Source organism: Streptomyces tibetensis, from assembly GCF_040647715.1.
GTDB lineage: Bacteria > Actinomycetota > Actinomycetes > Streptomycetales > Streptomycetaceae > Streptomyces > Streptomyces tibetensis_A.
Genome location: NZ_JBEZCR010000004.1, coordinates 79,442 through 97,640 on the forward strand (window position 1 = coordinate 79,442; position 18,199 = coordinate 97,640).

Below are 18,199 nucleotides of genomic sequence, written 5' to 3' on the forward strand. Positions count from 1 at the left end.
GCCCGTTCTCGAAGGGACTTCCGTGACCATCGACCTCGCCGCACTCCCGCACGACTTCCTGTGGGGCACGGCCACCTCGGCGTACCAGATCGAGGGGGCCGTGGCGGAGGACGGCCGCTCGCCGTCGATCTGGGACACGTTCTCGCACACCCCCGGGAAGACCGCCGGCGGCGACCACGGCGATGTCGCCTGCGACCACTACCACCGCTGGCGCGAGGACATCGCCCTGATGCAGCGGCTGGGCGTGAACGCCTACCGGCTGTCCATCGCCTGGCCGCGCGTCGTCCCGGGCGGGGACGGCCCCGTCAACGCCAAGGGCCTCGCCTTCTACGACCAGCTGATCGACGGTCTGCTGGAGGCGGGCATCACCCCCTCCGTCACCCTCTACCACTGGGACCTGCCGCAGGCCCTCCAGGACCGGGGCGGCTGGCCCGAGCGCGACACCGCGTCGGCGTTCGCGGAGTACGCCTCGGTCGTCGCGGGGCGCCTGGGCGATCGCGTCTCCCACTGGGCCACCCTCAACGAGCCCCTGTGCTCGGCGTGGATCGGCCACCTCGAGGGCAAGATGGCACCCGGTCTCACGGACCTCACGGCCGCCGTCCGCGCCTCCTACCACCTGCTGCTCGGCCACGGGCTGGCGGCCCGGGCCATCCGCGCGGCGGCCCCGGGAGCGCAGGTCGGCATCGTCAACAACCTCTCCACCATCCACCCCGCGACCGACCGCCCCGAGGATCTCGCCGCCGCCCGCCGCATGGACGGCCACACCAACCGCTGGTGGCTCGACCCGGTGCACGGCAGGGGCTTCCCGTCGGACATGCGAGAGCTCTACGGCGTCGAACTCCCGGAACGGCCCGGCGACTCGGCGGCCATCGCCGCCCCGCTGGACTGGCTGGGCCTGAACTACTACTTCCCGCAGACCGTCGCCGACGATCCCGAAGGCCCCGCGCCGTACGCACGGGCCGTACGCCGTGAGGGCGTCCCGCGCACCGGCATGGACTGGGAGATCGACGCGAGCGGCATCGAGTCGCTGCTGCTGCGACTCACCGAGGACTACGGGGCGCACCGGCTGTACGTCACGGAGAACGGCTCGGCCTATCCCGACGTCGTCCGCCCCGACGGCACGGTCGACGACCCCGAGCGGCAGGAGTACCTGCTGGGTCACCTTGCCGCCTGCGCCTCCGCGGCCCGCAAGGGCGCTCCGCTGGCGGGCTACTTCGCGTGGTCGCTGCTGGACAACTTCGAGTGGGCGTACGGCTACGAGAAGCGGTTCGGGCTCGTGCACGTCGACTACGCGACGCAGAAGCGCACGATCAAGGGCACGGGGCATCGGTACGCCGATGTCGTCCGGGCCCATCGGAGCCAGGTGCGCGAGGCGGCCTAGGAATCTGGGCCGCCGGAACCCATGCCCGGGTTCCGGCGGCCCATGGTCGCGGTGGCACCAGCTCGCAGGTCAAGTGGTCGAGCAACGACGGCATCAACACCATGCCGCACTGGGCGATCGGCGAAGTCGACGCCCCGTACGCCATGACAGCGAAGAGTCAGACGATCTGGAACGGCACCGGCAAGGAGCAGTTCGACCTCGGCTGGAGCCTCCTCGGTTCCGTCGACGCCGGCAACGCTCACGCGCAGACCAGCCTCGGCACCAGCGGCGACGTCCGTGTCCGGGAACTGGCGCCGCGCTGTGACGACATCGCTGGAGGCAGCATCAAGACCGGCTGTGCGTGCCCGGACCGTCCACGAGGCCGCCACCGCCGACGTACCCCTGTCGGCGATCGCCCGAACCGCCGGCCGTGACCGCACCCCCTGTCCGCATGGTCCCCTGCGGGGGCCGCGAGTCCGCGGTCAGTGGACGGTGTTACTTTCCGCGACATGACCGATCACGCGCGCTGCGCTTGCGGCGGGCTCTGCTCGCCGGTGAGCAGCAGATTCCGGCGGCTCCCGTGGTGCTCCGCCGTCATGACCGACACAGCCTGCGGGGCTGGGCACAGCGTCTGGGCGAGGTGTTCAACACGGAAGAACGCCTGGAGCGGCTTTATGCCGTCATCAGTGGCTGGCCCTGGCTTGCCGACAGGGCGCACCGGCTCCACGCCGAACTCGGTGACGCCGACCGGGTCCTGAGCAAGCCGGCCGGCATGCCCGCGGACCTCTCCGAGGCGCGCGCCTTCGTCGAGGCGACGGGTGTGCAATCGGATGCCGCGCTCGCCGCGGGCTACCAGGCGCTGGACAAGCAAATCCCGGGCAGCACGGCCGACACGGAAGACAATGTGACGGCCATCGCCTACGAGACCAGTGGGGACGAAGAAGAAGCACGGCGGGTCTTCGCCGGCCTCGACGCCATGCAGGTGTTCGACCGGGAGGAAGACGGACGGCTGCGCCTGGAACCGCTGCCCCAGAGGTCCCCGTCGACAGGGGGTGACCACTCCGGCCGACTTGAGGCGTTCGACTCCGTGACGCAGTGCCCGCCGTCCGCCATTCGTGGGACGGCGGGCCAGCGGCGCCTGAGGGTGCCGACCGGTGGCGAGCCGAGGAGCGGCGGGAGGGCGTCGCCTTCCTGCCTTGATCACGGCGGCGAACGACACCAACGGTCAGGGCCGGACGGGCGTGCCGCCGACCGGCACCGGCCGGACGAGGTCCGGGTCGCCGAACTCCGCGCGCAGGGCCTCGAACGCGGTCACCTTGTCCTCGCCGAAGCGGCGGATGTGGGCCGCGTATTCACCGGGGGAGAGGTACGCCGACGGCCGGGACTTGGTGTGGAACTTGTCCGCGTACATCACCAGCCTCTCCTCTTCCGTTACTGCCACGTAGTCGGCGGGAGGGAGGGGCAGCCCCTGGCTCACGATGTCCTGCCGCGTGAGTCCCACTCCGGTGTGGTGCGAGCAGAAGCGGCGGAGGGTGTCGGGGAAGCCCTCCGCTTCGAGGATCTCGTGGCCGAGCAGGCCGTGCCTGATGTAGTTCCGGTGGTCCAGCCGGCCGTCGTCCCCGTAGAGGCGGTAGACACCGATGTCGTGGAGGAGGCAGCCGGCGCGGACCAGGTCGGCATCGAGATGGGCAAGGTGGGGCGCGGCCAGGAGCTGCTCGGCGATTCCCCAGACGATCTCGCAGTGCGTGTGGACGAGCGTGAACGCTTCGGTAGTGGGCGCGTACTTCTCGTGCAGTGCCTGGATCTCTGCCGGGCCCGGAATCCTCATCGGGGGAGCGTAACAACCGCTCGCCCGGTTGAGCCGGGAAGTTCCCGCAGCCGGCCTTTTCACGCGATCGGATGGTGCTCCGGGGAGCGGGCACCTGCCAGGCCCGCGGGCCGTTCGAGCTGGTGACGGGACTTGTCGTCCATTCTCAGAACGGTGACGGGAGCACACCATGGGCCTGCACTTCCACCGCAACCCCGACGGCACGACGACCGGGCGCAACGAGGCCAACGGCTTCACCGTGACGCATGCCGAAGAAGAGGTGAAGCGGCAGTTGTACGAGGACGCCGGGTGGGAGTACACGCCTCCACCGCCGCCCGTTCCGCCCGGGTTCCATCGGTTCTCCTTGGTGCACGACGAGTTCCGGTCGTGCGGGTTCGGGGACGAGAGGTATGCGGGGCTGCGGGCGCGCCCGCCGGAGGGGTGCATGCCGGTCGACCAGGGGTGCTTCGCCCTGGAGTGCGAGCGGCCGGGCAAGACGCTCATGGACGCGGTCGCCGGTACGGTCGCGGAGGTCCGCCGGGAGCACGGGCTGGTGATGAACAGTCTGGGTGTCGAGAAACCCCAGGAAGGGTTCGACGTGGACAACAAGGAGGGATATGCAGCGAGGATCGCCGCCCACTTGGTGCTGATGGCCGCTGATCGCGCCCGGCTGCTCGGGTACGGGCGCAAGGAGGTGGTCCGGCTGCTCGACGCCACGGGAATCGAGTAGCCGGAGCAACCGTCACTCAACTCCGGCAGGGAAATCCCGTTGTCCACTGCGCCACCTCCTGACAAGGTCACGCGCATGCCCGCCTTCACCGCTCCCGACGGCACCACCCTCGCCTACCACGTCACGGGGGACGGGCCACCGCTGGTCTGTCTCCCCGGCGGCCCCATGCAGGACTCCGTCTACCTGGGAGACCTGGGCGGTTCCGCGGCCCACCGCACCTTGATCCGGCTGGACCTCCGGGGCACGGGCCACTCCACGGTGCCGCGGGACCCGGCGACGTATCGCTGTGACCGGCAGGTCGGCGATGTCGAGGCGCTACGTGTGGAGTTGGGGCTTGAGCGCCTCGATCTGCTCGGGCACTCCGCCGGGGCCAACCTGGCCGTACTGTACGCGGCCCGGTATCCGGAGCGGGTGGGCAGGCTCGTGCTCGTCACGCCCAGTGTGTTCGCCGTCGGCCTTGATATCACCGCCGGGGACCGGCTGGAGACGGCCCTGCTGCGCCGTGACGAACCGTGGTTCGCCCCGGCACAGGCGGCCCTGGAGGCGATCACGTCCGGCCGGGCGGAGCCTGCCGACTGGGAGGCCGTCGCCCCCTTCTGGTTCGGCCGGTGGGACCGCGAGGCGCGGGAGTTCCGCGCTGCCGAGCGGCGGCAGCGCAACGACGAGGCCGCGGCTGTGTATGCCTCCGAGGGTGCCTTCGACCCCGGCGCCGCGCGTGCCGCTCTCGCCGAGTCGCCCTCACCGGTACTCGTCGTCGCCGGGGAGTACGACATCGCCGCGCCCGTGCGCGTGATGAAGGAGTACGCCGCTTTGTTCCCGCAGGCCGAACTCCTCGTGCAGAGCCGGGCGGGGCACTTTCCGTGGCGGGACGATCCGGGGGCGTTCACTGCGGCCCTGGCGGCCTTCCGGGATCAGGCGTCCGCCCCGCCGCCCGGCACGTAGTCCGGATCCACCTGCGCCGCCAGGTCCCCGCCCGTACGCGCGTCCGCCCAGGCGTGGACGTTGCGCAGGTGGAACTCGACCGCGTGGCGCTGGAGCCGATGCCAGTCGCGCACCTCGGCGTCGACCGCCTCGCGCAGGACCGTCAGGGCGTGGCGGTTGTGCGGCTCCAGCGACGCCAGTGCGTCCGGGCCGGACCCGGCACGGCCCTGTTCCGCCGCGCGAACCCAGGGGGAGTGGACCAGGTGGGTCAACAGGTCGTCGCCCACCTGCTCCTTGAGGAAGAGCAGATCGTCCTCGCAGGTCACCTTGTTGCCGACGACCGCGATGCGGATGCCGAACTGTTCCGCGTGGTCGCGGTACTGGCGGTAGACCGAGACGCCCTTGCGGGTGGGCTCGGCGACCAGGAACGTGATGTCGAACCGGGTGAACAGGCCCGAGGCGAACGCGTCCGCGCCCGCCGTCATGTCGACCACGACGTACTCGCCGGGGCCGTCCAGCAGGTGGCTCAGATACAGCTCCACCGCAGCCAGCTTGGAGTGGTAGCAGGCCACACCCAGGTCCGACTCGTCGAACTCGCCCGTCACCATGAGGGGGACGCCGCCCGCCCGGCCGACGTGCCGCGCGTGCAGTTCGTCGTCGCCGAGCGGACGCAGGAGACGGGACCCGCGGCCGGGAGGGGTGGTTTTGATCATCGCCTCGGAGGAGGGGATGCGGGGGTTGTCGCCCCGTAGGTAGTCCTTGATCTCGGGCAGATGTGCGCCCAGGGGAGGGGTGGACTTCTCCTCGCCGCCCAGCGCTTCGGCCAGGTGCTGGTTGATGTCGCCGTCGACGGCGAGGACCGGGGCACCTGAGCGAGCCAGGTGGCGGCAGAAGAGTGCGGACAGTGTGGTCTTGCCGCTGCCGCCCTTGCCGACGAAAGCGATCCTCACGACAACCCCACCTTGTTGAAAATGGATGTCATGTGGCTAGGTTTAAGGAGTGATCGTCGCCGCTGTCAAATTCCATGAGCCAATCGGGGAACACCTCGATGCATAGGATGTGCAAGTGCGTATGTTCAGCAGTAGGAGCGCGGTCCGGTTTCTCGTCCCCCTCGTCCTTCTCCCGGGACTGTCCGGCTGCTTCGTCTCTCCCGACGGGCAGTCGTCGTCGAGGGGCGGGACGTCAGGGGCACGGCTGCGCGTCGCCCTCGCCTTCCCGCCCGCCGAGAACTTCTCGCCGTACGGAGCCGACGCGACGCTCCTCAGCCGGCTCGGCGTCACCGAAGGGCTGACCGCCCTGGACGCCAACGGCGCCGCGGCCCCCGCGCTCGCCCGGACCTGGAGCCGGGAGGACGACCGCACCTGGCGGTTCACTCTGCGCGAGGCCACCTTCCAGGACGGCACGGACGTCACCCCCGCCGCCGTGGCCGCCGCGCTCACCCACGCGACGAAGGCCCGGCCCGCTCCCACCGCCCTCGCCGGAGTCACCCTCAGCGCCGAGCCCGACGGCGACAGCGGCGTCCGCATCACCACCGCCGAGCCCGACCCCGTCCTCCCCATGCGCCTGGCCGGTCCGAGTCTGGCGATCCTCTCCCCGAAGGCGTACGGGAAGGAGGGCGAGCGCCCGGGTGCCCCCACCCCCGTCGGCACCGCCACCGGCCCCTTCGAGATCACCGAGGTCAACGGCGGCTCCGCCACGCTCGACCGCTACGACGACTATTGGAGCGGCCTCGCCCACGCCTCCGGTATCGACGCGCGCTTCGTCAAGGACGGCACCGCCCGCGCCAACGCCGTCCGCACCGGCGAGGTCGACATAGCCGAGGCGATCCCCGTCGCCCAGGCCACCACACTCGACAGGTCCACCCTCAAGGAGGCCGGCACCACCCGGACCACCAGCCTGCAGCTCAACACCCGGACCGGGCCCTTCAAGGACCCCGCACTGCGCGCCGCCGCCCGCAGGGCGATCGACTCCTCCGCCCTCGTCAAGGGCGTCTTCGAGGGGTACGCCGACCCCGGCGCCGGCATCTTCGGACCCGCCGTCACCTGGGCCGAGAGCAAGCGGGTGAAGCCGGCCGGGCGCGCGAAGCCCGCCCGGCCCGTCGGTGAGCCGATCACCCTCGCCACCTATGACAACCGGCCCGAACTCCCCGAGGTCGCCCAGGTCGTACAACAGCAGCTGCAGAAGGCGGGCTTCATGGTGAAGCTGGAGGTGCGCGAGTACTCACGGCTGGAGAGCGACGCGCTCGCCGGGAAGTTCGACGCCTTCATAGGCGCCCGCAACAGCCTCCTGGACACCGGCGACCCCGTCGGCGTTCTCGGCAGCGACTACACCTGCGACGGCGGCTACAACCTGGCCCGGCTGTGCGACAAGAGGGTCGACCGGGCCGTCGCCGAGGCCGTCAGGACCGACGGCACCGGTGAGCGGCAGGACGCCGCCATGGCCGCCGAGGCCGCGATACTCGGCGCGGACGCGGTCGTGCCGCTGGCCCACCAGCAAGTCGTCGTCGGCGTTTCCACCAAGGTCCGGGGAGTCCTGCTCGACCCGTACGAGCGGGCCCTGGTGGGCGCCGGAACGCGTCGCTGACGGGCCGGTTCAGGCGGGCAGCCCCATGTCGATCACGCAGCTGATCTCGACGAGCTGCCCGGGGAAGGTCAGTTCGGTGACGCCGAGGGCCGTGGCAACCGGACGGTGGGTGCCGAAGTACGCCCGGTTGCCCTGCGCGACCACCTCGGCGTTCCGCACGAGGTCCACCGCGTAGAGAGTCTGGGAGACGATCTGGTTGCGGGTGGCGCCGTAGTGGGCCAGGACCCTGTCGAGGTTGACGTAGGTCCGCTCGAGCTGGGCGGCGACGTCGTCCTCGGGGTCGAAGGCGCCCGCCTCGTCGAACGCGAGCTGCCCGGAGACATGGACCAGGTCACCGGACCTGATCGCCTGGGCGTAGCCGAAGTGACCCTCGGCCGGTATGCCGTGGTCGTAGACGTCGAGCGTGGTCATGGTGCGTGTCCTTCCGTCGGGCGCGGGCCGTTGGGCACGAGCCCAGCTCCCCGGTACGGGGGCCGTGCTCGCTGGGCCACGAGCCCGTGCTCTCTTGCGGTTACTCGGAAACCGTAGGAGAGTGACCGCCGACCTGGAAGAACGCACTTTTCGGTGACTGGGGAACCAGATGGTGACCAAGCAGTTGAGAGACCTGCCCGAGAACGCGGACCTGCGGCGGGCGGACTCCCTGGCCCGGGAGATCTTCTCCGACGTGGCCAACAAGTGGGCCCTGTTGATCATCGAGGCGCTCGGGGAACGCACCCTGCGCTTCAGTGAGTTGCGCGACGAGGTCGAGGGCGTCAGCCACAAGATGCTCACGCAGAACCTGCGGATGCTGGAGCGCAACGGCCTGGTCGACCGGAAGGTGCACCCCACCGTGCCGCCCAAGGTCGAGTACACGCTCACCGAGCCGGGCCGCGCCCTGCGCGCCACGGTCGACGCGATCTGCGGCTGGACCCACGAGTACCTCGGGCACATCGAGGCGGCCCGCGGCCGGTTCGGGTCGTGACCGGCCGGGGGTCAGCCGGCGACCAGCTCGCGCACCTGCCGTGAGGCCGGGCGCTCCTCGATCCGCGAGGTCCGGTACAGCCACAGCACGTCCCGTCCGAACGACCAGACCAGCAGGCCCAGCGCCAGGGCCGCGACCCCGAAGTTGGCCGCGTACGGCAGCAGATCGGCGCCCGCCAGGAGCAGCAGCACACCCTGCAGCGCGGCGACGGTCTTGCGGGCGGTGCTCGGCGGGAGCGCGGCGGTCAGCCAGGGCCACACCTTGGCCGCGGCGACGAAGACGTAGCGCATGCCGCCGATCAGCAGGACCCACGGGCCCAGTTGCATCGACACGTACACGCTGAGCACGAGGATCAGGAAGGCGTCGACCTCCATGTCGAAGCGCGCGCCCAGTGGGGTCGAGGTGCCGGTGCGGCGGGCGACCTTGCCGTCGACGCCGTCGAGGATCAGCGCCACCGCCGTCAGACCGACGAACAACGACACCGGCGGTGAGCTCTGGAACGAGTCGGCGACCAGGGCCGTGACCCCGCCGACGAGGGTGGCCCGGCCGAGGGTGACCCGGTTGGCCGCGCCGAAGGAGCGCAGCCGCGAGCGGTGCAGGGCCCGGGAGAGCACCGCCCAGGTGGCGATCGCGAACGCGAGGCCGCTGAGCCAGCCCGCCGGCCCCATCCCGATCGCCGTGCCGATCAGGGCCAGCAGCAGGACCTGCACGCCCGCCCCCAGGGCGGTCTCCTGCTGTACGAGCCTCGCGTCGTAAGTGTTGTTCAGGGCCACCGAACACCCTCCGGCCGTGTGACAGAGTCGATCATCGCCGCTACGTTGTGCGCGGCCTGTGCACCCCTCGGTACGCAAGCAGCTTCCCGATCGTTCAGGAGGACTTCGATGAAGCACATCGGACGCGCGTTCTGGATCGACTCGCCCGGGCGAGGTGCGATCCGGGACGTCGCCCTGCCGGCGCCCGGCGAGGGCGAGGTGCTGGTACGCACGCTGTTCTCCGGCGTGAGCCGCGGTACCGAGACGCTCGTCTTCCGCGGCGGGGTGCCCGTCAGCCAGCACACGGCGATGCGCGCGCCGTTCCAAGAGGGCGACTTCCCGGGCCCGGTGAAGTACGGCTATCTCAACGTCGGCGTGGTGGAGGAAGGGCCCACGGAGCTCACCGGCCGCACGGTGTTCTGTCTCTACCCGCACCAGACGCGGTACGTCGTCCCGGCCGCCGCGGTCACCCCCGTCCCGGACACCGTGCCCGCCGAACGGGCCGTGCTCGCCGGGACCGTGGAGACCGCCGTCAACGCCCTGTGGGACGCCGCGCCCCTGGTCGGGGACCGGATCGCCGTGGTCGGCGGCGGCATGGTCGGCTGCTCGGTGGCCGCCCTCCTCGCCCGGTTCCCCGGGGTGCGCGTCCAGTTGGTCGACGCCGACCCGTCGCGCGCGAAGATCGCCGAGGCGCTCGGCGTCGGCTTCGCCACCCCCGAGGACGCCGACGGCGACCTCGACCTGGTCGTGCACGCCAGCGCCACGGAATCGGGCCTCGCCAGGTCCCTGGAGCTCCTCACCGCCGAGGGGACCGTGCTCGAACTCAGCTGGTACGGCGACCGGCGGGTGAGCCTCCCGCTCGGTGAGGCCTTCCACTCCCGTCGGCTCGTCATCCGCAGCAGCCAGGTCGGCACCGTCTCCCCGGCCCGCCCGAACCGCACCTACGCCGACCGGCTCGCCGTCGCCCTCGACCTGCTGGCCGACCCCGCGCTCGACGCCCTGATCACCGGCGAGTCCCCTTTCGAGGACCTGCCGGACATGCTTCCCCGGCTGGCGTCCGGCGAGGTCCCCGCGCTGTGCCACCGCGTCCGTTACGACGAGAGCGATTGACGCATCGGCTGACGATTCGTTCCATCCGGTACGAGTCGGCGACGACAAGAGCGCCTGACCTCAGAAAAGACGTACGACAGGCTGAACAGGGGAAGGCAACGGGCCGTACTACTCGGCATCCCCGGCACCGAGAGCGGGGAGCAGACGCGCCGCACCTGGAGGGTCGTCCGTTGTTCAGCATCACCGTCCGCGATCACATCATGATCGCCCACAGCTTCCGTGGCGACGTCTTCGGACCCGCGCAGCGCCTGCACGGGGCCACGTTCCTCGTGGATGCCACGTTCCGGCGCGAACAGCTGGACGAGGACAACATCGTCGTCGACATCGGGCTGGCCACCCAGGAACTCGGCGCGGTCGTCAGCGAGCTGAACTACCGCAACCTCGACAACGAGCCCGACTTCGCCGGAGTCAACACCTCCACGGAGTTCCTCGCCAAGGTCATCGCCGACCGGCTCGCCGAGCGCATCCACAAGGGGGCGCTGGGCGAGGGCGCCAAGGGCATCGCGGGCCTGACCGTCACCCTGCACGAATCGCACATCGCCTGGGCGAGTTACGAGCGTGCGCTGTGACCGACACGACCGTCGAACGGCCCGAGCACATGGGTCCGGCACCGGCACGGCTGAATTATGTTCCCGTGCAGCACGCCCCCCTGAAGAACGCCGAGATCATCCCCATGTCCCTGCGCACCGTGCACTTCGTACTGCCGGGCGGCATCGACGACCCGACGGCCCCCAGCGGCGGCAACGCCTACGACCGGCGCGTGTGCCTGGACCTGCCCGGCTTCGGCTGGCAGGTGACCAAGCACGCCGTGGCCGGTGACTGGCCCCGGCCCGCGGCCGACGCCCGTACGGAACTGGCCCGCGCCCTGGCCGCGCTGCCCGACGGAGCGGTCGTGCTCCTCGACGGGCTGGTGGCCTGCGGAGTGCCGGAGATCGTGGTGCCCGAGGCGGAACGCCTGCGCATGGCGGTCCTCGTCCACCTCCCGCTCGGCGACGAGACGGGCCTGGACCCGGCGCTCGCCGCCGAACTGGACGCCAAGGAGCGGACGGTGATGCGGGCGGTGCCGGCGGTGATCGCCACCAGCGACTGGGCGGTCCGCCGCCTGGTCTCCCACCACGGCCTCCCGCCCGAGCGGGTGCACGTCGCCGCTCCCGGCGCCGACATCGCGCCGCTCGCACCCGGAACGGACGGAGTGTCACGCCTGCTGTGCGTGGCCGCCGTGACCCCGCGCAAGGGCCAGCACCGGCTGGTGGAGGCGCTGGCCGCGGTGAGCGACCTGCCGTGGACCTGCGTGTGCGTCGGCTCCCTGACCCAGGAGCCGGAGTACGTCGACCATCTGCGGTCCCTCATCAGGAAGCACGGCCTCGAGGACCGGCTGGAGCTGGCCGGTCCGAAGTCCGGCCCGGCGCTCGACGCGAGCTACGCCACGGCCGACCTGATGGTCCTCACCTCCTACGCCGAGACGTACGGCATGGCGGTGACCGAGGCGCTGGCCCGGGGCATCCCGGTGCTGGCCACGGACGTGGGCGGGCTGCCGGAGGCGGTCGGCCGCGCCCCCGACGGCGGGGTGCCGGGCATCCTCGTCCCGCCGGAGAACCCCGCCGCCATCGCCGCCGAACTGCGCGGCTGGTTCGGCGAGGCGGACGTGCGACGCCGGCTGAAGGCCGCCGCACGCAGCCGCCGTGCCGCCCTCGACGGCTGGGCGACGACCGCACAGAGCCTCGCGGCGGTGCTGCGCCGGCTCCCGACCGAACCCCGGAGGGCCGCATGACGAACCCGGCGACGACGACCCAGCAGAGCGGGGCGATCCCGGCACAGCCCGGGCCGAGGGAGGTCACGGGCGTGACGGACGGTGTACTCGCGGGCGGGAAGCCCGGACCGGGGCAGGCCGTGACGACGGGCGGCGCGGGCGCGGTTCCCGGCGGTGCCGCGGGAATCGCGGGCCCGGGTTCCAGCGTGGAGTTCGTCCCGGGGTACGCCCCGGACGCCGTCATCCCCGGCGCCGGGCCCAGCGGCAGGCCCGGCTCGCGGCCGACCGTCAAGCTGCGCGAGGCCAACCCGGACGACCCGCCCCGCTACGCGCCCGAGTGGCTGGAGTTGCGGGAGCCGGCCGATGCCGCCGCACGGGCGCACGACCTGCTCGACCCGCTGCGGATACGGCTCGCCAACCTGCCGGGCAAGTCGGGTGTCGTCATCCACGACCTGGGCTGCGGCACCGGCTCGATGGGCCGCTGGCTCGCACCCCTCCTGGACGGCGCCCAGCACTGGATCCTGCATGACCGCGACCCCTACCTGCTGCACTTCGCGGCCGTCTCCTCCCCGCGCTCGGCCGCCGACGGCTCTCGCGTCACCGTGGAGACGCGCCGGGGCGACGTCGCCCGCCTCAGCCCGGACGCCCTGCAGGGCGCGTCCCTGGTGACGGCGTCCGCCCTGCTGGACGTCCTCACGCGCGAGGAGATCGACACGCTCGCCGCGGCGTGTGCCGGAGCCGGCTGCCCCGCCCTGCTGACACTGTCCGTCGCAGGGCGGGTGGAACTGACCCCGTCCCACCCGCTGGACGCGGAGATAGCCCGGGCGTTCAACGACCACCAGCGTCGCGACGACCTGCTCGGACCCGACGCGGTCACCGCTGCCGCGGAGGCGTTCTCCGAGCACGGCGCGACCGTACGGCTGCACCCGAGCGCCTGGCGGCTCGGCCCCGAGCAGGCCGCGCTCACCGAGCAGTGGCTGCGGGGCTGGGTCGGCGCCGCGGTCGAGGAGCGCCCCGAACTGCGCGCCGAGGCCGACGTCTACCTCACCAGCAGGCTGGCCGCCTGCGCGGCGGGCGAGCTGCGCGTCACCGTCCACCACGTCGACCTCCTGGCCCTGTCCCGCCCGGTGGACGGAGCGTCATGAGCCCGCAGGCGACGGGAACGCGCCCGCGCACCACGCTCACCGAGCAGCCCGGATCGTCCGCGCCCGCCGACGGCACCCGTGTGCCCGCGCCCCGCGGCCCGGTGGACACGGCCGCGCCGTGCCCGGTGGTGACAGTCCGGAGCGAGACCGCCGCCTCGACCCCGCCCGGCCCCGCCCGGACCGGCCAGCCCCCGGCGCCCCGTCACACCCCGGACGGAACAGGCCCGGAGGGCACCGGTGGCCGGGCCGGCACTGTCCCGGAGGGCGCCGGTGGCGTGGACGGCACCGGTACGCCGGCGCCCGGCCCGGTCCGTGCGGCCCTGGCGCGCCTCGGCTCCCCGAAGGTCCGTACGCACCTCGGCACGCTCGCCGGAATCGTCATCCTGGGCGTGCTGTTCTGGCGCCTCGGTACCGGTGTCTTCCTCGACGGGCTGCGGCGGATCGACGGGGTGTCGCTGCTGCTCGCGCTCGGCATCGGGCTCGTCACCACCGTGTGCAGCGCGTGGCGGTGGGCCATCGTGGCCCGGGGGCTCAGGATCCGGCTGCCGTTCGGGCCGGCCGTCGCCGACTACTACCGGGCGCTGTTCCTGAACGCGGCCCTGCCCGGCGGCATCCTCGGTGACGTGCACCGGGCCGTGCGGCACGGGCAGAGCGAGGGGGACCTGCGGCGGGGCGTGAAGGCCGTCGTCCTCGAACGGACCGCGGGCCAGCTCGCGTTGTTCGCCGCCGGGGCCGTCGTCCTGCTGACCATGCCGTCGCCGGCACTGGCCCAGGCCCGGCGCATCGCCCCGCTCGCGGCCCTGACCGCCCTGGGCGCACTCGCCGTCGTCGTCGCCCTGCGCATGAACCGCGCGGCACCCTCGCCCCGGGGCCGCAAGCTGCGCGCGTTCCTCGCCGAGGCCCGCGAGGGGCTGCTGTCGCGACGGAACGGGCCCGGAGTGGTTGTCTCCTCCGTGGTCGTGCTGGCAGGTTACGTCGCGATGTTCGTCCTCGCCGCCCGGGTCGCCGGGACCGCCGCCTCCGTGGCCGTCCTGCTGCCCCTCGCCGTCCTCGCCCTGCTGGCGATGAGCCTGCCGCTGAACGTCGGCGGCTGGGGGCCCAGGGAGGGCGTCACCGCCTGGGCGTTCGGCGCTGCGGGCCTGGGCGCGGGCCGGGGGCTCGCCGTCGCGGTCGTCTACGGCGTGCTCAGTCTCGTGGCGAGCCTGCCCGGCCTGATCGTGCTCGTCGCCCGCTGGTCCGCGGGCCTGCGGGCCGGGGACCGGACGGCTCCAGCGGTCTCGGCGCCACAGGGTGACTACGCGTCGGAGGTCAGCAGTGAGAAATACGCCCCGAAGGAATCCGCCAGGCTCGCCAGGAGTTCCTTCCCTTTTTCAGCCGAACCCAGCGAAGGACGGCCGATGACACCGGAATCGGTATAGCCGGACATGCCGAGGGTGAGCAGATGACGCCGGTCGTCAGCGACGAAATCGGAGCTCTCATAACCGGGTCGGAGCATTTCGGGATGAGCGTGCAGAAGGATGGAGGTCTCGATTTCCCCCGCGTGCATGTCGGTGAGCAGCGAGGTGACCACACCCGCCCGCTCGCGCGCCGCCTCCCAGTCCTCCGCGGCCGGGAAGAGCGCCATCCGCTCGCCGCGGGCGGAGGATTCCTGAACCACGTTGCCCAGCACGTAGTTGCCGCCGTGCCCGTTGACCACCACCAGGGCCTCGACCCCGGACCGGCGCAGCGAAGCCGCAATGTCCCGTACCACCGCATGAAGGGTCACCGAGGAGATGCTGACGGTCCCCGGCCAGGCCGCGTGCTCGTGCGAGCACGAGATCGTCACCGGAGGAAGGAGGTGCACCGGATACGCGCCGGCTATCTCCCGCGCGACGGCACAGGCGACGAGCGTGTCGGTCGCCAACGGAAGATACGCCCCATGCTGTTCGAAGCTCCCCACGGGAAGCACCGCGACCTGCCGTGAGACGCCGGCACCTCGCGTCCGTACGTCTTCCGTGGTGTCCGCCGGCACCAGATCACTCATCACGTCACGGCCTTTCGTCTCTGCTTAGGAACTCGAGAATCATGACAGACAAAATTGGCGTACTCGGCAAGAAGGCACCCCAGCGGACCGGCGTGGAACGCGTCGTGAATGCCCCCTTGCCCACCGTGTACGGGAAATTCCAGGCGATCGGCTACATGGACCACGACCGCGGCGACGAACAGGTCGCGCTGGTCTACGGCGAGATCGGCACGGACGACGTCCTCATCCGGCTGCACTCGGAGTGCCTGACGGGTGACGCCTTCGGCTCCCAACACTGCGAGTGCGGCGACCAGCTCGACGCCGCCCTGCGCGCGGTCGTCTCCGAGGGCGCCGGTGTCGTGGTCTACCTCAGAGGGCATGAAGGCCGTGGCATCGGCCTGCTCGGCAAGCTGCGTGCGATGGCCCTGCAGGCGGAGGGCCTGGACACCGTCGAGGCCAACCTCGCCCTCGGCCTGCCCGTGGACGCCCGTGACTACGGCGTCGCCGCCCGGATCCTCGAGGACCTGGGCGTGCGGTCCGTGCGTCTGATGTCGAACAACCCGCGCAAGCGCGAGGCGCTGGTGGACCACGGCATCACGGTCGCCGAGCAGGTGCCGCTGCTCATAGAGCCGTGCGAGAACAACATCACCTATCTGCGCACCAAGCGGGAGCGCCTGGACCACCACCTGCCCCACCTGGACGCGGTGGTCAGCTCTTCCTGACCGCCTCGGCCGGTTGCGGTTCCCCGACGTGACCTGGGCGAATCCGGGCGCGACCCGTGGCCGGGCCGCGTACGCTTCGTGGACGTCCGCCCCTTGAGCGTCGGCCCTCAGCGGCCGACGCCTCACGCCGGAGGCCCACCTGGTATGACCGAGCTCCATCTGTGGCTGCGCCACGAGGCCCGCACGACCGAGCGACGCACTCCGATCGTGCCCGACGACGCCCGGCGGCTCGTCGGGCACGGAGTGGAACTGACCGTAGAAGAGTCCCCGCAGCGGGTCTTCCCGATCGAGGAGTACGAGGCGGCGGGCTGCCGGGTCGCGCCCGCGGGCTCCTGGGTGACGGCGCCCCGGGACGCCGTCGTGCTCGGCCTGAAGGAACTGCCCGACGATCCGGCCGGACTGACGCACCGGCACATCTTCTTCGGCCACGCCTACAAGGGCCAGCCGGGAGCGGCGGATCTGCTGGGCCGGTTCGCCGCCGGGGCCGGAGCGCTGTTCGACCTGGAGTACCTGGTGGACGACACCGGACGGCGGCTGGCCGCCTTCGGGTTCTGGGCCGGTTACCTGGGCGCCGCCCTCGCCGTGCTCCGGCACCGGGGCCGGCTGCGGGCACCGCTGACCCCGACCACCAAGGAAGACCTGGACGAGACGCTGAAACCGGACGCGGCCGACGCCGGTTTCGCCGGCCTCGTCGTCGGCGCCCTGGGCCGCAGCGGCCGCGGCGCCCGCGCGGCCTTCGCCACGGCCGGTGCCGACCCGACCTGCTGGGACCTGGCCGAGACCCGCGACCTCGACCGGGCCGCGCTGCTGCGACACGACGTGATGGTCAACGCGGTGCTCGCCACCACCCCCGTCCCGCCGTTCCTGCGCGCACAGGACCTCGACGCCCCCGACCGTCGCCTGCGCACCCTGTGCGACGTGACCTGCGACGTCGGTTCCCCGCTCAACGTCCTTCCGGTGTACGACGAGACCACGTCCTGGGACGAGCCGGTACGCCGGCTGCGCGACGAGCCCCTGCTCGACCTGATCGCCATCGACAACCTGCCTTCCCTGCTGCCACTGGAGTCCAGCACCGACTTCTCGGCCGCCCTGCTGCCCCACCTGCTCGACTTCGGCGTCTCCGGGGCCTGGCAGCGCTGCCTGGAAAGGTTCCGTGAAGCGTCCCGCGCGCACGGCCTCGACAAGGGGGAGTTCCTTGACCACTGAACCGGCACCGGCGAGCGGCACCGTCCACTGGATCGGCGCCGGCCTGTCCACGGGCAGCGGTCTCGCCGCGCTGTGCGACACCGCCGACCGGGTACTCCTGTGGCACCGCACGGAGAGCCGCGCCGCCGACGCCCTCGCCGGACGGGGTCTCGCGGGCCGGGCCGAGCCCCGCGCGTACACGCTGTCCGCGCTCGCCGACGGACTCGCCCCGGGCGATGTCGTCGTGTCGATGCTGCCCGCGCCGGAACACGCCCCGCTCCTCGAGCGGTGCGTACGGCAGGGGGCGCACTTCGCGTGCTCCAGCTATGTGTCCGAGGCGGTGCTGGAACAGGTGCCGGCCGCTTCGAAGGCCGGGCTCGTCGTCCTCACCGAGGCGGGGCTCGATCCGGGCATCGACCACCTGTTCGCCCACGCCCTGGTCGCCCGGGCCCGGGAGACGATCGGTGACGAGACGCCCGCCTCGTACACCTTCACGTCCTACTGCGGCGGTGTCCCCGCCGTCCCGAACGACTTCACGTACCGCTTCAGCTGGGCCCCCGCGGGTGTCCTGGGCGCCCTGCGCTCCCCGGCCCGTTACCTCGAGGGCGGTGCGGAGACGGTCGCCGAGCGGCCCTGGGAGGCGACCCGGCGGCATGTCGTCGACGGGGAGACCTTCGAGGTCTACCCCAACCGTGACAGCGTCCCGTTCGTCGCGCAGTACGGGCTGCCGGACGCCTGGACACCGCGCACGTTCGTCCGCGGCACCCTGCGTCTGGAGGGCTGGCTGCGCGCCTGGGACGGCGTCTTCGAGGAGCTGAAGACCGGCGACGACACCCGGATCGCCGCCCTGGCCCGGGAACTGGCCGCCACGTACCCCACCACGGACGACGACCGTGACCGGGTGGTCCTGGCCGTGTCGCTGGACGTGCGCGCCGAGTCGGGCCGCTCGTGGAAGGGCGGCTACCTCCTCGACCTGGAGGGCGATGCCGAGGAGAGCGCGATGGCCCGCTGCGTCTCACGGACCCTCGCCCTCGGGGTCCGCCACGTCCTGGACGGCTCCCTGCCGCCCGGCCTGAACCGCGCAGCGGAGACGGCCGCCCGGTCCGAGCAGTGGCTGCGGGAACTCGCGCAGCAGGGAGTGCAGTTCACCCTGCGCGTGGACCGGTAGCGG

Annotated in this window: 19 protein-coding genes and 1 pseudogene; 14 read left to right on the forward strand and 6 right to left on the reverse strand. The window is 72.0% G+C overall.

Translation table 11 applies throughout. The features are described 5' to 3' along the window. The first annotated feature begins 22 nt into the window (after positions 1 to 22). Together AB0B29_RS12000 and AB0B29_RS12005 are read left to right on the forward strand one after the other, a co-directional pair. Positions 23 to 1,381, forward strand: coding sequence for a GH1 family beta-glucosidase (locus AB0B29_RS12000; protein WP_362237438.1), 1,359 nt, complete (start codon positions 23 to 25; stop codon positions 1,379 to 1,381). Positions 1,382 to 1,482: 101 nt separating this feature from the next. Further along, positions 1,483 to 1,794: a hypothetical protein gene (locus AB0B29_RS12005; RefSeq protein ID WP_362237441.1), complete on the forward strand. Its 312-nt coding sequence runs from the start codon at positions 1,483 to 1,485 to the stop codon at positions 1,792 to 1,794. Between the two features lie 83 nt (positions 1,795 to 1,877). On the opposite strand, the gene AB0B29_RS12010 is transcribed toward AB0B29_RS12005, so the two are convergent. Both AB0B29_RS12010 and AB0B29_RS12015 read right to left on the reverse strand, forming a co-directional pair. After that, positions 1,878 to 2,420, reverse strand: coding sequence for a hypothetical protein (locus tag AB0B29_RS12010; RefSeq protein ID WP_362237443.1), 543 nt, complete (start codon positions 2,418 to 2,420; stop codon positions 1,878 to 1,880). A 165-nt stretch (positions 2,421 to 2,585) separates the two neighbouring features. Then, a complete protein-coding gene (locus tag AB0B29_RS12015; protein WP_362237446.1) occupies positions 2,586 to 3,188 on the reverse strand; it encodes an HD domain-containing protein in 603 nt (200 codons plus the stop codon). A 169-nt stretch (positions 3,189 to 3,357) separates the two neighbouring features. Between AB0B29_RS12015 and AB0B29_RS12020 the strand changes: the two genes are divergently transcribed. Both AB0B29_RS12020 and AB0B29_RS12025 read left to right on the forward strand, forming a co-directional pair. After that, the gene (locus AB0B29_RS12020) at positions 3,358 to 3,897 is read left to right on the forward strand and encodes a hypothetical protein (protein WP_362237448.1); all 540 of its coding nucleotides are present in this window, start codon (positions 3,358 to 3,360) and stop codon (positions 3,895 to 3,897) included. 75 nt (positions 3,898 to 3,972) lie between these two features. After that, positions 3,973 to 4,839, forward strand: coding sequence for an alpha/beta fold hydrolase (locus AB0B29_RS12025; RefSeq protein ID WP_362237451.1), 867 nt, complete (start codon positions 3,973 to 3,975; stop codon positions 4,837 to 4,839). On the opposite strand, the gene AB0B29_RS12030 is transcribed toward AB0B29_RS12025, so the two are convergent. After that, a complete protein-coding gene (locus AB0B29_RS12030) occupies positions 4,809 to 5,768 on the reverse strand; it encodes an ATP-binding protein (protein ID WP_362237454.1) in 960 nt (319 codons plus the stop codon). The genes AB0B29_RS12025 and AB0B29_RS12030 overlap by 31 nt on opposite strands. Before the next feature lie 121 nt (positions 5,769 to 5,889). On the opposite strand from AB0B29_RS12030, the gene AB0B29_RS12035 reads away from it, so the two are divergent. Next, positions 5,890 to 7,401 (forward strand): ABC transporter substrate-binding protein, encoded by a 1,512-nt coding sequence (locus tag AB0B29_RS12035; protein WP_362238658.1) that lies wholly within the window; start codon positions 5,890 to 5,892, stop codon positions 7,399 to 7,401. Positions 7,402 to 7,410: 9 nt separating this feature from the next. On the opposite strand, the gene AB0B29_RS12040 is transcribed toward AB0B29_RS12035, so the two are convergent. Continuing rightward, positions 7,411 to 7,812 (reverse strand): Rid family hydrolase, encoded by a 402-nt coding sequence (locus AB0B29_RS12040; protein WP_362237457.1) that lies wholly within the window; start codon positions 7,810 to 7,812, stop codon positions 7,411 to 7,413. Between the two features lie 169 nt (positions 7,813 to 7,981). Between AB0B29_RS12040 and AB0B29_RS12045 the strand changes: the two genes are divergently transcribed. Further along, entirely contained in the window at positions 7,982 to 8,362 is a 381-nt protein-coding gene (locus AB0B29_RS12045) for a winged helix-turn-helix transcriptional regulator (RefSeq protein ID WP_362237460.1), read from the forward strand. An 11-nt stretch (positions 8,363 to 8,373) separates the two neighbouring features. Here AB0B29_RS12045 and AB0B29_RS12050 read toward each other — a convergent pair whose 3' ends face one another. Further along, on the reverse strand, positions 8,374 to 9,135 hold the full coding sequence (locus AB0B29_RS12050; RefSeq protein ID WP_362237463.1) for a CDP-alcohol phosphatidyltransferase family protein: 762 nt from the start codon (positions 9,133 to 9,135) through the stop codon (positions 8,374 to 8,376). 108 nt (positions 9,136 to 9,243) lie between these two features. Between AB0B29_RS12050 and AB0B29_RS12055 the strand changes: the two genes are divergently transcribed. The 5 genes from AB0B29_RS12055 to AB0B29_RS12075 all read left to right on the forward strand — a co-directional run bounded on the left by AB0B29_RS12055 (position 9,244) and on the right by AB0B29_RS12075 (position 14,537). Further along, the gene (locus AB0B29_RS12055) at positions 9,244 to 10,224 is read left to right on the forward strand and encodes a zinc-dependent alcohol dehydrogenase (protein WP_362237466.1); all 981 of its coding nucleotides are present in this window, start codon (positions 9,244 to 9,246) and stop codon (positions 10,222 to 10,224) included. A gap of 170 nt (positions 10,225 to 10,394) precedes the next feature. After that, positions 10,395 to 10,793: a 6-pyruvoyl trahydropterin synthase family protein gene (locus AB0B29_RS12060; RefSeq protein ID WP_030843501.1), complete on the forward strand. Its 399-nt coding sequence runs from the start codon at positions 10,395 to 10,397 to the stop codon at positions 10,791 to 10,793. Positions 10,794 to 10,822: 29 nt separating this feature from the next. Then, the gene (locus AB0B29_RS12065) at positions 10,823 to 11,995 is read left to right on the forward strand and encodes a glycosyltransferase family 4 protein (protein WP_362238661.1); all 1,173 of its coding nucleotides are present in this window, start codon (positions 10,823 to 10,825) and stop codon (positions 11,993 to 11,995) included. Beyond that, positions 11,992 to 13,119, forward strand: coding sequence for a class I SAM-dependent methyltransferase (locus AB0B29_RS12070; protein WP_362237469.1), 1,128 nt, complete (start codon positions 11,992 to 11,994; stop codon positions 13,117 to 13,119). The genes AB0B29_RS12065 and AB0B29_RS12070 overlap by 4 nt, the downstream gene beginning before the upstream one ends. Continuing rightward, complete coding sequence (locus tag AB0B29_RS12075; RefSeq protein WP_436845834.1) at positions 13,116 to 14,537, forward strand: lysylphosphatidylglycerol synthase domain-containing protein; 1,422 nt, start codon at positions 13,116 to 13,118, stop codon at positions 14,535 to 14,537. The genes AB0B29_RS12070 and AB0B29_RS12075 overlap by 4 nt, the downstream gene beginning before the upstream one ends. Here AB0B29_RS12075 and AB0B29_RS12080 read toward each other — a convergent pair. Beyond that, positions 14,420 to 15,142, reverse strand: a pseudogene (locus AB0B29_RS12080) (creatininase family protein); the annotation flags it as partial. The gene AB0B29_RS12075 and the pseudogene AB0B29_RS12080 overlap by 118 nt on opposite strands. Positions 15,143 to 15,183: 41 nt before the next feature. On the opposite strand from AB0B29_RS12080, the gene ribA reads away from it, so the two are divergent. From ribA to AB0B29_RS12095, 3 genes are all read left to right on the forward strand, one after another. Then, a complete protein-coding gene (ribA, locus tag AB0B29_RS12085; protein WP_362237475.1) occupies positions 15,184 to 15,843 on the forward strand; it encodes a GTP cyclohydrolase II in 660 nt (219 codons plus the stop codon). A 144-nt stretch (positions 15,844 to 15,987) separates the two neighbouring features. Further along, a complete protein-coding gene (locus AB0B29_RS12090; protein WP_362237478.1) occupies positions 15,988 to 17,049 on the forward strand; it encodes a saccharopine dehydrogenase in 1,062 nt (353 codons plus the stop codon). Further along, entirely contained in the window at positions 17,039 to 18,196 is a 1,158-nt protein-coding gene (locus AB0B29_RS12095) for a saccharopine dehydrogenase family protein (protein ID WP_362237480.1), read from the forward strand. The genes AB0B29_RS12090 and AB0B29_RS12095 overlap by 11 nt, the downstream gene beginning before the upstream one ends. Positions 18,197 to 18,199: the final 3 nt, after the last annotated feature.

Bases quoted from the DNA above. Each gene is read 5' to 3' on its own strand.
- ribA (WP_362237475.1), top strand. From the start codon at position 15,184: ATGACAGACAAAATTGGCGTACTCGGCAAGAAGGCACCCCAGCGGACC.
- AB0B29_RS12035 (WP_362238658.1), top strand. From the start codon at position 5,890: ATGTTCAGCAGTAGGAGCGCGGTCCGGTTTCTCGTCCCCCTCGTCCTT.
- AB0B29_RS12025 (WP_362237451.1), top strand. From the start codon at position 3,973: ATGCCCGCCTTCACCGCTCCCGACGGCACCACCCTCGCCTACCACGTC.
- AB0B29_RS12040 (WP_362237457.1), bottom strand. From the start codon at position 7,812: ATGACCACGCTCGACGTCTACGACCACGGCATACCGGCCGAGGGTCAC.
- AB0B29_RS12020 (WP_362237448.1), top strand. From the start codon at position 3,358: ATGGGCCTGCACTTCCACCGCAACCCCGACGGCACGACGACCGGGCGC.
- AB0B29_RS12055 (WP_362237466.1), top strand. From the start codon at position 9,244: ATGAAGCACATCGGACGCGCGTTCTGGATCGACTCGCCCGGGCGAGGT.
- AB0B29_RS12015 (WP_362237446.1), bottom strand. From the start codon at position 3,188: ATGAGGATTCCGGGCCCGGCAGAGATCCAGGCACTGCACGAGAAGTAC.
- AB0B29_RS12005 (WP_362237441.1), top strand. From the start codon at position 1,483: ATGCCGCACTGGGCGATCGGCGAAGTCGACGCCCCGTACGCCATGACA.
- AB0B29_RS12045 (WP_362237460.1), top strand. From the start codon at position 7,982: ATGGTGACCAAGCAGTTGAGAGACCTGCCCGAGAACGCGGACCTGCGG.
- AB0B29_RS12090 (WP_362237478.1), top strand. From the start codon at position 15,988: ATGACCGAGCTCCATCTGTGGCTGCGCCACGAGGCCCGCACGACCGAG.
- AB0B29_RS12075 (WP_436845834.1), top strand. From the start codon at position 13,116: ATGAGCCCGCAGGCGACGGGAACGCGCCCGCGCACCACGCTCACCGAG.
- AB0B29_RS12070 (WP_362237469.1), top strand. From the start codon at position 11,992: ATGACGAACCCGGCGACGACGACCCAGCAGAGCGGGGCGATCCCGGCA.
- AB0B29_RS12065 (WP_362238661.1), top strand. From the start codon at position 10,823: ATGGGTCCGGCACCGGCACGGCTGAATTATGTTCCCGTGCAGCACGCC.